Source organism: Porphyrobacter sp. LM 6, from assembly GCF_001720465.1.
In the GTDB taxonomy this organism is placed as follows: Bacteria; Pseudomonadota; Alphaproteobacteria; order Sphingomonadales; family Sphingomonadaceae; genus Erythrobacter.
The window spans coordinates 182,224-196,157 of the sequence record NZ_CP017113.1 but is presented as its reverse complement, the minus strand read 5'-3'; the positions used below and the strand labels follow the sequence as shown (position 1 = coordinate 196,157).

Sequence of the window (13,934 nt, the reverse complement as noted above, 5' to 3'; positions counted from 1 at the left end):
GCCATGGCCGGTTTCGACGTGTCTCTACTAGGAGATGAAAATGCCCAAGCTGAAGACCAAGAGCGGTGTGAAGAAGCGCTTCAAGATCACCGCCACCGGCAAGGTCAAGCACGGCGTCGCTGGCAAGCGTCACCGCCTGATCAGCCACAATGCGAAGTATATCCGCACCAACCGCGGCACTTCGGTCCTGTCGGCCAACGATACGCCGACGATCAAGAAGTGGGCGCCCTACGGGCTCGATTGATGCGAGCGGCCTGACGGCCCACGCGTCCTCAAGATAAGGATAGACTGATATGCCTCGCATCAAACGCGGTGTTACCACCCGCGCCAAGCACAAGCGGATTCTCGACCAAGCCAAGGGCTATCGCGGTCGCCGCAAGAACACCATCCGCATCGCCCGTCAGGCGGTCGAAAAGGCAGGCCAGTACGCCTACCGCGACCGCAAGGTGAAGAAGCGGAACTTCCGCGCTCTGTGGATCCAGCGCATCAACGCTGCCGTCCGCGTGGAAGGCCTGACCTATTCGCAGTTCATGCACGGCATCAAGCTGGCAGGCATCGAACTCGACCGCAAGGCGATGGCCGATCTCGCCATGAACGAAGGCGGTGCCTTCAAGGCCGTGATCGCTCAGGCAAAGGCAGCCCTGCCGGCGTAACGCCGACAGAGCGCTCTGGCGAAAGACATGAAGGCGGGTTCCTGCGGGAGCCCGCCTTTTTCTTTGCGCGGTTGTAGGAAGGCGCCAGCATTCTTGTAGAAGCGCGCCACTTGCGGCAGGAAGGCGCGCATGGCGGATGTGGCGACTACTAAGGCCGTGCGGGGCGATACCCCGGGTGCGGGCTACCGGCTTCAGGCCGAATTCCGCGAACCGCCGCCGCAGTTCGAAGGCTGCTTCACGACCTTCTATCGCCTAACGCTCGAGGTGGATGATCCGGGCGCGCGGCAGACCGATTATCTCCAGCCGGAATGGGGCAATATCCGCTTCTTCTGCGGCAATGCGCCCGAGGCCGGGATCGGCGCAACGCAGGTCAGCGGAGCGCGATTCGTCGCCACCGGGCCGAGCGCGCTGCCATGCCGCTTTACGCTGGGGCCGGTGCGGATGTGGGGCGTGGGGCTCCTGCCGCTCGGCTGGGCGCGGCTGATCGATGCCGACGCGAGCGCCTGCGCCAACATGATCTGCGATGGCGCCGCGCACCCGGCCTTCCAGCGCTTTGCCTACCTATCCGAAACGCTGTGCGATCCCGCCGCCGATGTCGAAGCGCAGTATGATGCGCTGGTGGCGGCGATGTCCCGTCTGCTCCGCCCGACCCGCGACGATGCCCGCATCCGCCGCATCCATGCCGAGCTGGTCAATGGCGAACACGCTTCGGTGCATGATCTGGCCGATGCCTGCGCGATGAGCGTGCGGACGCTCGAACGGCTGTGCGCGCGCTACTTCGGTTTCTCGCCCAAGCTGCTGATGCGCCGCCAGCGCTTCATGCGCAGCCTGACCACCTACATGCTCCAGCGCGGCAGCCGCTGGACCGAAGCGATGGACGCGCATTACCACGATCAGGCGCAGTTCACCCGCGAGTTCCACGAATTCATGACCATGAATCCGAGCGAATATGCCGCGCTCGATCACCCGATCCTGACCTCGTTCATGGAAGCCCGTGCGCGGATTTGGGGCAGTCCGGCGCAGACGCTCGACCCGCCGCGCGCCTAGCAATCGTTTGTATCCATTCCGGAGCGGCTGATTGGCCTCCAATCCTTTGCCGGGAGGCACGGGCTGTGGCAGAGGAATGCCGCGCGCGGACACGATTCTCTCGGACGCGCGCAGACGAGGGGGTGGGCGCTCATGCGTGCCAGGGCAGGCAATTCGGTTCAGGTGCGTTTCGCCCTGCCCGCGGAACCCCTGCGCCCGTTCGTCACCACCTATTACTGCACCGATGTCACTTGCAGCCCGTTCGATCCGTGGCTCGAAGATTACCTGCACCCCGAATGGGCCAATATCCGCTTCCTCGGCAAGGTTGCCGCGCAGGCGATGATCGGGCCGGGCGATGTCCGCCCCTCGCCGGCTTTCGCCGTGACCGGGCCGACGAGCCGGTCAATGCACTTCCGGATGGGGGCGGGGCGCAGTTGGGGTATCGGATTGATGCCGCAGGGATGGGCAGCGCTGTTCGGTGTGCCGGCCGCCGATTATGCCGACCGCTATGTCGATGCGCAGGCCGATCCCGCCTTTGCCGCCTTCGTTCCGCTCGCGGCGGCGCTGGCGGCAAGCAGCGGCGACTATGCCGAGGAACTGGCACTGATCGAGGCGCATATGGCGCGGATTGTGGCGGATGCTGCTCCAGTTGACTCGGCGATTGCTGCACTGAATGCCGCGCTGGTCGATCCCGAGATGATCGTGGTGGCCGATCTTGCCGCGCGGCTCGACATGAATGTGCGCTCGCTCGAACGGCTGTGCCTGCGCGCCTTCGGCTTTCCGCCCAAGCTGCTGCTGCGGCGCCAGCGGTTCCTGCGCAGCCTTGAGCGCTTCATGCTCGACCCGTCGCTCAAATGGCTCGGGGTGCTTGGATCGCACTATCACGATCAGTCACATTTCGTGCGTGATTTCAAGCGTTTCATGGGGATGAGCCCGTCAGACTATGCGCGGCTCGACAAGCCGTTGATGCTGGCGGCGGCGCAGGCGCGGATGGCGGCGGCCGGTCATGCCGTGCAGGGCTTGCATACACCGGCGGGCGTGGAACCCGCCTGACGCGAGCGAGAACCGACTGGCACTTTGCAAAACCTGCGATTTGCCGCTAGCGGACGGCCCGCGAAATTCCGCGTGCAGAACACCCAGGGCCATGACCGACATTACATCCCAGACTGAGGCCGCGCTGGCCGCGATTGCCGGGGCGCAAAGCCTCGATGCGCTCGAAGCCGAGCGGCTCGAAACGCTCGGCAAGAAGGGCTGGGTGAGCCTTGCCCTCAAAACTCTGGGCGGCATGAGCCCGGAGGAGCGCACCGCTGCCGCTCCCGCGATCCAGTCCGCACGCGCAGCAATCGCCGATGCGCTTGATGCCAAGAAGGCCGCGCTGGAAGCCGCCGAGCTCGATGCCCGGCTTGCGCGCGAAACGATCGACCTGACCCTGCCGGCCGAGGCCGCGTCCAAGGGTTCGGTCCATCCGGTCAGCCAGGTGATGGACGAACTCGCCGAAATCTTCGCCGACCTTGGCTTTGCCGTGGCGACCGGCCCGGAGATCGAGGACGACTGGCACAACTTCACCGCGCTCAACATGGACGAAACCCACCCCGCGCGGGCGATGCACGATACCTTCTACTTCCCGGACAAGACGGTCGACGGGAAGGATATCCTGCTGCGCACCCACACCTCGCCGGTGCAGATCCGCGCGATGCAGGAACACGGCGCGCCGCTGCGTATCATCGCCCCGGGCCGGGTCTATCGCTCGGACAGCGATGCCACGCACACCCCGATGTTCCACCAGATCGAAGGTCTGGTGATCGACAAGGACATCCACCTCGGCCACCTGAAGTGGACACTGGAAACCTTCCTCAAGGCGTTCTTCGAGCGCGAGGATATCGTGCTGCGGCTGCGCCCGAGCTACTTCCCCTTCACCGAGCCGAGCGTCGAGATCGATGTCGGCTATGCGATGGAGGGCGGGCGCCGGATCGTCGGCGGGTCGGGCGATGAGCCCGGCCATGCGTGGATGGAGGTGCTGGGCAGCGGAATGGTCAACCGCCGGGTGATCGCCGCTGCCGGGCTCGATCCCGACGAATGGCAGGGCTTTGCCTTCGGCACCGGGGTCGACCGTCTCGCCCAGCTCAAATACGGGATGAACGACCTGCGCGCCTTCTTCGATGGCGATCCGCGCTGGCTGGCGCATTACGGCTTCTCGCCGTTCGACCAGCCGACCCTTTCCGCTGGCGTGGGAGCGAAGGCATGAAGTTTTCGCTGACCTGGCTCAAGGATTACCTTGAGACCACCGCCACCGTCACCGAAATCTGCGACGCGCTCAACGCCATCGGGCTTGAGGTCGAGGGCGTGGAAGACCCGGCTGAAAAGCTTGCGGGCTTCCGCATCGCTCACGTGCTGACCGCCGCGCGCCACCCCGATGCCGACAAGCTGCAGGTGCTCACCGTCGACACGGGTGACGGCCAGCCGCTCCAGGTCGTCTGCGGCGCGCCCAATGCGCGCGCGGGGATGAAGGGCGTGCTCGGCCTGCCCGGCGCAACCGTTCCCGCCAACGGCATGGTGCTGCGCAAGAGCGCGATCCGCGGCGTCGAATCGAACGGCATGATGTGCTCGACCCGCGAACTCGAACTGGGCGACGATCACGACGGGATCATCGAACTGCCGGATGACGCACCGGTCGGCACCGCCTTTGCCGATTACCACGGCAGCGATCCGGTGATCGAAGTCGCGGTGACCCCCAACCGCCCCGACTGCATGGGCGTATACGGCATCGCCCGCGATCTGGCCGCGAAGGGACTGGGGACGCTGAAGCCGATTGCCATGCCCGCGTTCCGCGCTGCGGGCGCATGTCCGGTCGAAATCCGCACCGAAGATCCCGAAGGCTGCCCGGCGTTCTATGGCCGCGTGGTGAAGCGTGTGACCAACGGCGCTTCGCCCGACTGGCTTCAGGCGCGGCTCAAGAGTGCAGGCCAGCGCCCGATCTCGCTGCTGGTCGACCTCACCAACTACCTGATGCTCGGCTTCGGGCGTCCGGCGCACGCCTATGACCTTGCCAAGCTGCAAGGCGCGGTGGTCGCCCGCCGCGCGAAGGACGGTGAAGAGGTGCTGGCGCTCAACGAGAAGACCTACACGCTCGATGCCGAGATGACCGTGATCGCCGACGATGCGGGTGTGCACGACATCGCCGGGATCATGGGCGGCGAGCATTCGGGTGTGAGCGAGAGCACCACCGACGTGCTGCTCGAAATCGCCTATTTCGATCCGGCGCGCATCGGCGCGACGGGGCGCAAGCTCGGCCTGTCGTCCGACGCGCGCACGCGGTTCGAGCGCGGCGTGGACCCGGCGTTTCTCGACGACGGCCTCGATCTGCTCACCGGCCTGATTGTCGAAATGGCAGGCGGCACGCCCAGCGAGGTCGTGCGCGCCGGTTCGCCGCCGAGCGAGCCCAAGGTGATCGCCTTCGATCCCGGCCTGACGCTGCGTCTTGGCGGAGTGGACGTGGCCGAGGGCGAGCAGAAGCGCATCCTTGAAAGCCTCGGTTTTGCGGTGGGTGCAGACTGGCAGGTCACTTGCCCGCTGCGCCGCCACGATATCGAAGGCCCGGCTGATCTGGTCGAGGAAGTCGTGCGCATCCACGGCCTCGACAAGGTGGCGAGCGTCGCGCTTCCCCGCGTGGAAGGCGTCGCCCGGCCCACCGCCACGCCGCAGCAGAAGCTCGAGCGCGGTCTACGCCGTGCCGCCGCCGCGAGCGGATTGAACGAGGCGGTGACCTGGAGCTTCCTGCCCGAATGGGCGGCGGAGCATTTCGCTGGCGAGGGGCAGGCGCTGTGGGTGCTCGCCAATCCGATCAGCGAGGATCTGAAGGCGATGCGCCCCTCGCTGCTGCCGGGTCTGCTGATCGCGGCCAAGCGCAATGCCGATCGCGGTGCGGAAACCTCGCGCCTGTTCGAGATCGGGCGGCGTTATTTCCGCGGGCAAGCCGGCCTCAGCGACGAGAAGCCGACGCTTGGCATCGTGCTCGCGGGCGAAAAGACCCAGCGCGGCTGGCAGAGCGGCAAGGCCAAGGCGTTCGATGCCTATGATGCCAAGGCGCTCGCGCTCCAGCTGCTCGAAGCCGCTGGCGCGCCGGTTGCCAATCTGATGGTGATGGGTGAGGCGGGTGGCCAGTTCCACCCCGGCCAGTCGGCCACCCTGCGGCTCGGGCCGAAGGTCGTGCTGGCGCGGTTCGGGATGGTGCATCCGGCAACGCTCAAGGCGTTCGACATGGACGGGCCGGTCGCGGCGGTCGAGCTGTTCCTCGATGCCATTCCGGCCAAGAAGGGCGCGGCCTTTGCGCGTCCGGGCTTCAACCCGCCGGCCTTGCAGGCTGTGACCCGTGACTTCGCCTTCCTCGTGCCTGCCAGCCTCGCTGCGGGCGATCTGGTGCGCGCGGTGCAGGGCGCGGACAAGGCCGCAATCACCGGCGTGCGCGTGTTCGACGTTTTCGCCGGGCAAGGCGTGCCCGAGGGTCACAAGTCGGTCGCGATCGAAGTCACGCTCCAGCCTGGCGAGGCAAGCTTCAAGGATGCCGAGTTGAAGGCCATCGCCGAAAAGGTCGTCGCTGCGGCGGCCAAGCTGGGCGGGGAACTGCGCGGATGATCAAGACGGCTTTCGTCACCGGCGCGACCGCCGGGATCGGCGCGGCCACCGTGCGTGCGCTGGTCGGCGCGGGCTGGCGCTGCGTTGCCACCGGGCGGCGGCAGGAACGGCTCGACGCGCTGGTCGCGGAGCTGGGGGCGGACAAGGTTCATACCGCTTGCTTCGACGTGCGCGACACGGCCGCGCTCGATGCCGCGCTGGCGAGCCTGCCCGAGGCTTTTCGCGACATTGATCTGCTGGTGAACAACGCGGGGCTCGCGCAGGGCCTTTCGGCCGCGCAGAATGCCAATCTCGATGATTGGCAGACGATGATCGATACCAATGTCACCGCGATGGTGGTGCTGACCCGCAAGCTCCTGCCGCAGCTGATCGCGCGCAATGGCGCGATCATCGCGATCGGATCGGTCGCGGGGAGCTACCTCTATCCGGGCGGCAATGTCTATGCCGGGTCCAAGGCCTTCGTGAACCACTTCACGCTCGCGCTGCGCGCCGATCTTCACGGGACCGGGGTGCGCGTCACCAGCATCGAGCCGGGGATGGTCGAGACCGAGTTCACCGTGGTCCGCACCGGCAGCCAGCAGGCCTCGGACGATCTTTATCGCGGCGTGAACCCGATGACGGGGGATGACATCGCGGCGACGATCCTGTGGATCGCCACGCTGCCGCCGCATCTCAACATCAACCGGATCGAGCTGATGCCGGTCAACCAGGACTTCGCGGGCTTCCGCGTCGCGCGAAATGACTAGCAATCGCCGCACCTTCGCGATCATCTCGCACCCTGACGCAGGTAAGACCACGCTCACCGAAAAGCTGCTGCTGCAAGGCGGCGCGATCCACTTGGCCGGCGAGGTCAAGGCGCGCGGCGCGGCGCGGCGAGCGCGGTCGGACTGGATGAAGATCGAGCAGCAGCGCGGGATCTCGGTCACCTCCTCGGTGATGACCTTCCAGAAGGACGGGATCGTCTTCAACCTGCTCGACACGCCGGGGCACGAGGATTTCTCGGAAGACACCTACCGCACGCTGACCGCAGTGGACTCGGCGGTGATGGTGATCGACGCCGCCAAGGGTATCGAGCCGCAGACCCGCAAGCTGTTCGAGGTGTGCCGCCTGCGTTCTGTGCCGATCATCACCTTCGTCAACAAGGTCGACCGCGAGGGCCGCGATCCCTTCGAGACGCTGGACGAGGTCGCCGACATGCTGGCGCTCGATGTGTCGCCCCAGATGTGGCCGATCGGGATGGGGGGCGAGTTCGAAGGCCTGCTCGACTTCGCCACCGAGACCGTCAGTCGCCCCGAAGGCCCCAGCCGCGAATTCCTCGGCACGCGTGACACGGCGGCTATCCCGGCGCGTTTCGCCGACGAGATCGAACTTGCGCGCGGCGGCTATCCGGAGTTCGACCTTGAGGCCTTCCGCCACGGCGACCTGACCCCGGTCTATTTCGGATCGGCGCTGAAGAACTTCGGCGTGACCGAGCTAATCGACGCGATCGCCCGCTTTGCCCCCCCGCCGCGTCCTCAGCCGGCAGGCGAGGAGCAGATCAGCCCCGAACGCGACGAGGTCACCGGCTTCATCTTCAAGGTGCAGGCCAATATGGATCCCAACCACCGCGACCGGATCGCCTTCATGCGGCAGGTTTCGGGCACCTTCAAACGCGGCATGAAGCTGACGCCGAGCGGGCTGGGCAAGCCGATCGCGGTGCACTCGCCGATCCTGTTCTTCGCGCAGGACCGCGAATTGGCCGATACCGCTGAGGCGGGCGACATCATCGGCATCCCCAATCACGGCACCTTGCGGGTGGGCGATACCCTGTCGGAGCGCAATCAGGTGCGCTTCACGGGCCTTCCCAACTTCGCGCCGGAGATTCTGCGCCGCGTGCAATTGCGCGACCCGACCAAGACGAAGCAGCTGCGCAAGGCGCTCGACGACCTTTCGGAAGAGGGCGTGATCCAGGTATTCCACCCCGAAATCGGCTCGCAGCACATCGTCGGCGTGGTCGGCCAGTTGCAGCTCGAAGTGCTGATCTCGCGGCTCGAGGCGGAGTACAAGGTCGAAGCCGTGCTCGAACCTTCGCCCTTCGCCACCGCGCGCTGGATCAAGGGCGACGACAAGGCCCTGGATGCGTTCGCCAGCTTCAACCGCGCCAATCTCGCCCGCGACCGTGATGGTGACTATGTGTTCATGGCCAAGAGCCCGTGGGACGTAAGCTATCAGGTCGAGAAGAACCCCGAACTGACCTTCTCGGCCACGAAGGAAAGGTAGGCTTGCGGGCCGTGCGGGTTCGCGGCATGGCAAGGCCCATGCATCACACCGGACCGACGTCGCAGACCTTCATCTCGCAGCGCCTTCGCCTCAATTATGTCGATTGGGGCGGTAGGGGTAAGCCGCCGCTGGTGCTGGTGCATGGCGGTCGCGATCATGCGCGTTCGTGGGACTGGACCGCCGAGGCGCTGCGCGAGGATTACCACGTCATCGCGATGGACCACCGTGGCCACGGCGATAGCGACTGGGTTTCGGACGGAGTCTATTCCGCTGCCGACATGGTCTATGATCTGGCGCAGCTGATCCATCAGCTTGGCGTCGGCCCGGTGCGGATGGTGGCGCATTCGATGGGCGGCAATGTCGCGCTGCGCTATGCGGGCGCCTTCCCCGATATGGTGACCAAGCTCGTGGCGATCGAGGGTCTCGGCCCATCACCCGAGATGCGGGCCAAGCAGCGCGCGACGCCCTATCCGGAGCGGCTCGCCGAATGGATCGAGAAGAAGCGCAAGGCCGCAGGGCGCACCCCGCGCAAGTACGAAAGCATCGAAGCGGCTTTCGCCCGCATGATCGAGGAGAACGCCTACCTCACCGAGGAGCAGGCGCGGCATCTGACCGTCCACGGCGTCAACCGTAACGAGGACGGCACCTATAGCTGGAAGTTCGATCCGCACCTCAACGTCTGGCCGGTCGAGGATATCGGCGACGAGTTTGTCGAGGCGCTGTGGGGCGCGATCACGTGCCCGACGTTGCTGCTCTATGGTGCGGATAGCTGGGCTTCGAACCCGGCCAAGGACGGGCGCATCGTCCATTTCAAGACCGCCGAGGTGATCGAGTTCGAGAAGGCGGGCCACTGGCTCCATCACGACCAGTTCGACCGCTTCATCACCACCTTGCGCGATTTTCTCTAGGCTGAGGGAGACAGGCGATGGCGGAGTTCTTCGAGGCACTGAACGACAAGCACATCGCCATGATCACCGCCCAGCCGGTGTTCTTCGTTGCGACGGCGGCGGGCGAGGGGCGGATCAACCTCAGCCCCAAGGGCTATGATGCCTTCCGTGTCCTCTCGCCCACCCGGGTGGCCTATCTCGACCTTGGCGGGTCGGGAAACGAGACCCACGCGCACCTTGCTGCCGATCAGGCCGATCCGGGCCGGATCACGGTGATGTTCTGCAACTTCCAGCAGCCGGCGCTGATCCTGAGGATTTACGGGCGCGGCCGGCCGGTGCTGCCGCAGGATGCCGGATGGGATGAGCTGGCGGGCCAGTTCACGCTGCTGCCAGGGACGCGCCAGATCTTCGACATCGCGGTCGAAAGCGTGCAGACCTCATGCGGGTGGGGCGTGCCGTTCATGTCCCTCGAAGGCGAGCGCGAGACGCTCAAGAAGGCGCACCGACAATCCGACCCGGCCGAGTGGGAGGCCAAGATGGCAAAGCGCACCCGCAGCATCGATGGCCTGCCGACCCGCGCCACCGATCGCTACATTTGCGGCGATGCGGACTGAACGTTGAGCGTTTTTTCGCGCGCACGGCGCAAATATTGCCCAATCGTTAATCACGCGCTCAAAAATTAGGCAGATTTTCTGCTGCAGATGCGAAGAATCGCGCTGATTCCGCGGGGTCAGGGTGTTTTGGTGATTCTGGCACGCTTGTTGCTGCAGTCCCTCCGACCGGAATGATCCGGCGTAACAGGGGCCACAGATGAAATTCATCATCGCCATCATCAAGCCGTTCAAGCTCGACAGCGTTCGTGAAGCGCTGAGCGGGATCGGCATCGCCGGGATGACCGTGACCGAAGTGAAAGGCTTCGGTCGCCAGAAGGGTCAGACCGAAATCTACCGTGGGGCAGAATACTCGACCAACATGCTCCCCAAGGTGAAGCTCGAGATCGCCGCCAGCGACGACGTCGCCGCGCAGGTGGTCGAAACCATCCAGCAGACCGCCAACACGGGCGCGATCGGCGACGGCAAGATCTTCGTTCTCGATCTCGCGTCAGCCACCCGCATCCGCACCGGCGAGTCCGGCGAAACCGCGCTGTAAGGGGACCCAAGCAATGAAGCGTATTTTCTCCATCGCGGCGACGCTGGCAACCGGGGCAGCGATGCTCTCGGCGCCGGCCTTTGCCGCTCCGGCGGCCGAAGCCGCCGCCGCCGCGCCTGCGGTGTTCACGCCCACGGCCGAAATGGTCGATAAGGGCGATGTCGCCTGGATGATGGTGTCGACCGCCCTCGTTCTGATGATGAGCGTGCCCGCGCTGGCGCTATTCTACGGCGGCCTGGTGCGCGCCAAGAACATGCTAAGCGTGCTGATGCAGGTGCTCACCATCGTCTGTGTGGCCGCACTGGTGTGGTTCGGCTGGGGCTACTCGCTGGCCTTCACCTCGACCAACAGTCTGGTTGATCCGCTGTTCATCGGCGGCCTCGACAAGGCCTTCCTCGCCGGGGTTAACCCGGGAACCTTCGCCGCGACCTTCTCAAACGGGGTGTACCTGCCCGAGCTGGTCTTCGTGATGTTCCAGATGACCTTCGCCTGCATCACCCCCGCGCTGATCGTCGGCGCATTCGCGGAACGCGTGAAGTTCACCCCGCTGATCATCTTCGTGGTCGCGTGGATGACACTCGCCTATTTCCCGATCGCACACATGGTGTGGTACTGGGCCGGCCCGGACTTCCTCCACACTGCACCGACCGACTATGGTCTGCTGTGGGGCTGGGGCGCGCTCGACTTCGCCGGTGGCACCGTGGTGCACATCAATGCGGGTATCGCCGGTCTGGTCGGCTGCCTCGTGATCGGCCCGCGCATCGGCTACAAGAAGGAGCCCATGCCCCCGCACAGCCTGGTGATGACCATGATCGGCGCCTCGCTGCTGTGGATCGGCTGGTTCGGGTTCAACGCCGGCTCGGCGCTCGAATCGAACGCCTTCGCCGCGCTCGCCTTCGTCAACACCTTCGTTGCCACCGCTGCGGCGGGTGCGGCGTGGGCGATGATCGAGCAGGTCACCCACAAGAAGCCCTCGCTCCTCGGCGGCGTGTCGGGTGTGGTGGCTGGCCTCGTGGCGATCACTCCGGCGGCAGGCTTCGCCCACCCCGGCACCGCGATCATCCTCGGCGCTGTGGCTTCGGTGATCTGCTACTTCTTCGTCACCACGGTGAAGAACAAGCTCAACTACGACGATAGCCTCGATGTCTTCGGCATCCACGCTGTTGGCGGGATCGTCGGCGCGATCGGGACCGGCATTGTCGCCGACCCCGCGCTCGGCGGCCAGGGCTGGATCGATTACACCGCACCGGTGGCCAAGGCTGGCGCCTTCGACCTCGTCGGTCAGGTGACCACCCAGATCTACGCAGTCGGCGTGACCGTTGCCTGGACCGGTGTCGTCTCGGCGGTGCTGTTCCTCGCCCTCAAGTACACCATCGGGCTGCGTCCCGACGCCGAAGCCGAAACCAACGGCCTCGACATCTCCGAACACGGGGAGCGCGCCTACAACTAAGCGCACACCCACCAAGCTTGGCGGGGGGAGGCCTCTCTCTCCCTCTCCCCTCCCCCCGCCTCACCTTGTTCCTCCTGCGAACGAACAAACTTATGACGGCCGGAGTAGCGCAAGCTCTCCGGCCCTTTTTTAATGCGCCTCAAGCGCCGGCGCGCGCGTCCGCGCGCTTGGCTTTCCTCCGGGGACTCGGCCCTGCGGGCCACCCCTCCGGGCGCGCGTTCGCGCTTGCGGCCCGTCCTGTGGCGGACCGGATCAGTGCGCTTTGGTTAGTTTGAGGCTCAGGCCTTTTCAGCGGCGATCACAAAGTCCGCACACCGCTCACCGATCATGATGCTGGGCGCGTTGGTGTTGCCGCTGACGAGCTTGGGCATGATGCTCGCATCCGCCACCCACAAACCATCGAGCCCGTTCAGCCTCAGCGTCGGATCGACCACCGCATCTGCGTCCGCGCCCATGCGGCAGGTGCCGACAGGGTGATAGACCGTATCCGCGCGGCTGCGGATTAGCGCGTCGAGCGCGGCGTCGTCGTTGAGGTCGACCGGATGGCGATCCTTCGGTCCGAACGCCTGCAAGGGCGGCGCTTCGGCGATCCGGTGCGACAGGCGCACGCCTGCCCTCAGCACGGCCATGTCGCGCTCGTCATCAAGGAAATTAGGATCGATCACCGGCGCAGCTGCGGCATCGCCGCTGCCAAGCCGCACAGTGCCGCGGCTTTCGGGACGCAGCACGCAGGCATGGAGCGAAAAGCCGTGCCCCTTGACCTTCTCGCGCCCGTGATCTTCGAGCACGGCCGGGACGAAGTGCCACTGCACATCGGGTGCGGGGCTGTCCGGCATCACGGTCCAGAATCCGCCGGCTTCGGCATAGCAGGTGGTCATCACGCCAGTGCGCTTGCGGCGATGCTCGACGATCGCTGCGGCCATCCGGAGGGTGCCCTTGAGCGTGCTGCCGATCGGAACGTCGCTTGTGGTCTCCCAGCCGGAGACGTAGTCGATATGGTCCTGGAGGTTGCTGCCGACCGCCGGACGATCAAGCACCACGTCGATGCCGTGGGCCTTCAGATGTTCGGCCTGGCCAATGCCGGACAGCATCAGGATCTGGGGCGAGTTGAACGCGCCGGCGCTCAACACCACGCCGCGCCGCGCCATCAGCGTCTCGCGCTTGCCGCCGCGCTTGATCTGCACGCCGGTGACACGCCCGTTCTCGATCACCAGCTTTTCGACCAGCGTATCGGTGCGGATTGCGAAATTGCCCGACCCGCGGATCGGCTCGACATAGGCGCGCGCAGCCGACCAGCGTTCGCCCTTGCGTTGGGTCACCTGGTAAAGCCCGAAGCCGTCCTGTCGTTCGCCGTTGAAGTCGCTGTTGGTGCGCAGCTGAAGCGCGGCGGCGGCTTCGACAAAAGCTTGGGATGCGGGGTTGGCGGCGGTCTGGTCGGACACGAACAGCGGCCCGCCTGCGCCGTGGTATTCGTCCCCGCCGCGCTCGTTCGCCTCGGCGCGCTTGAAGTAGGGCAGCACGTCGTCATAGGCCCAGCCGGTGCAGCCTTCCGCCGCCCAGTTGTCGTAATCCCAGCGGTTGCCGCGGATATAGACCATCGCATTGATCGCCGAAGAGCCGCCGAGGCCCCGTCCGCGCGGCTGATAACCGGTGCGCCCGTTCAGCCCCTTCTGGGGCACGGTTTCATAGCGGTAGTTCGACTTTTCCGGGATGAAGGGCATGAAGCCCGGCGTCTTGATGAAGACATTGTCGTTGCGCCCGCCCGCTTCGAGCAGGCACACCCGGCGCGTGCCGTCCACCGCGAGACGCCCGGCCACAGCGCTGCCCGCGCTGCCACCGCCGATGACGATGTAGTCGAAACTTTCCATGATCTCTCCC

The 13,934-nt window shown here is 65.7% G+C and carries 13 protein-coding genes; 12 read left to right on the top strand and 1 reads right to left on the bottom strand.

Going from position 1 to position 13,934, the window contains the following annotated elements; genetic code table 11:
* Positions 1–40: 40 nt before the first annotated feature.
* From rpmI to BG023_RS00925, 12 genes are all read left to right on the top strand, one after another.
* Positions 41–244 carry a 50S ribosomal protein L35 gene (rpmI, locus tag BG023_RS00980; protein ID WP_026092007.1) on the top strand — a complete coding sequence of 68 codons (204 nt, stop codon included), beginning with the start codon at positions 41–43 and terminating at the stop codon, positions 242–244.
* A gap of 49 nt (positions 245–293) precedes the next feature.
* The gene (gene rplT / locus BG023_RS00975; protein WP_069308790.1) at positions 294–653 is read left to right on the top strand and encodes a 50S ribosomal protein L20; all 360 of its coding nucleotides are present in this window, start codon (positions 294–296) and stop codon (positions 651–653) included.
* Between the two features lie 129 nt (positions 654–782).
* A complete protein-coding gene (locus BG023_RS00970) occupies positions 783–1,700 on the top strand; it encodes a helix-turn-helix domain-containing protein (RefSeq protein WP_069308789.1) in 918 nt (305 codons plus the stop codon).
* A gap of 132 nt (positions 1,701–1,832) precedes the next feature.
* The gene (locus BG023_RS00965) at positions 1,833–2,732 is read left to right on the top strand and encodes a helix-turn-helix domain-containing protein (RefSeq protein ID WP_069308788.1); all 900 of its coding nucleotides are present in this window, start codon (positions 1,833–1,835) and stop codon (positions 2,730–2,732) included.
* Between the two features lie 91 nt (positions 2,733–2,823).
* A complete protein-coding gene (gene pheS, locus BG023_RS00960) occupies positions 2,824–3,924 on the top strand; it encodes a phenylalanine--tRNA ligase subunit alpha (protein WP_069308787.1) in 1,101 nt (366 codons plus the stop codon).
* Entirely contained in the window at positions 3,921–6,311 is a 2,391-nt protein-coding gene (gene pheT / locus BG023_RS00955) for a phenylalanine--tRNA ligase subunit beta (protein ID WP_069308786.1), read from the top strand. Before pheS ends, pheT begins: the two co-directional genes overlap by 4 nt.
* On the top strand, positions 6,308–7,057 hold the full coding sequence (locus BG023_RS00950) for an SDR family NAD(P)-dependent oxidoreductase (RefSeq protein WP_069308785.1): 750 nt from the start codon (positions 6,308–6,310) through the stop codon (positions 7,055–7,057). Before pheT ends, BG023_RS00950 begins: the two co-directional genes overlap by 4 nt.
* Positions 7,050–8,570, top strand: a complete 1,521-nt coding sequence (locus tag BG023_RS00945) for a peptide chain release factor 3 (protein WP_069308784.1) — start codon at positions 7,050–7,052, stop codon at positions 8,568–8,570. The genes BG023_RS00950 and BG023_RS00945 overlap by 8 nt, the downstream gene beginning before the upstream one ends.
* 38 nt (positions 8,571–8,608) lie before the next feature.
* Entirely contained in the window at positions 8,609–9,478 is an 870-nt protein-coding gene (locus tag BG023_RS00940; RefSeq protein ID WP_069308783.1) for an alpha/beta fold hydrolase, read from the top strand.
* A gap of 17 nt (positions 9,479–9,495) precedes the next feature.
* A complete protein-coding gene (locus BG023_RS00935) occupies positions 9,496–10,071 on the top strand; it encodes a pyridoxamine 5'-phosphate oxidase family protein (protein WP_069308782.1) in 576 nt (191 codons plus the stop codon).
* A gap of 196 nt (positions 10,072–10,267) precedes the next feature.
* Complete coding sequence (locus tag BG023_RS00930; RefSeq protein ID WP_069308781.1) at positions 10,268–10,606, top strand: P-II family nitrogen regulator; 339 nt, start codon at positions 10,268–10,270, stop codon at positions 10,604–10,606.
* A 13-nt stretch (positions 10,607–10,619) separates the two neighbouring features.
* Entirely contained in the window at positions 10,620–12,056 is a 1,437-nt protein-coding gene (locus BG023_RS00925; protein ID WP_069308780.1) for an ammonium transporter, read from the top strand.
* A gap of 278 nt (positions 12,057–12,334) precedes the next feature.
* On the opposite strand, the gene BG023_RS00920 is transcribed toward BG023_RS00925, so the two are convergent.
* A complete protein-coding gene (locus BG023_RS00920; protein ID WP_069308779.1) occupies positions 12,335–13,924 on the bottom strand; it encodes a GMC family oxidoreductase in 1,590 nt (529 codons plus the stop codon).
* Positions 13,925–13,934 lie beyond the last annotated feature (10 nt).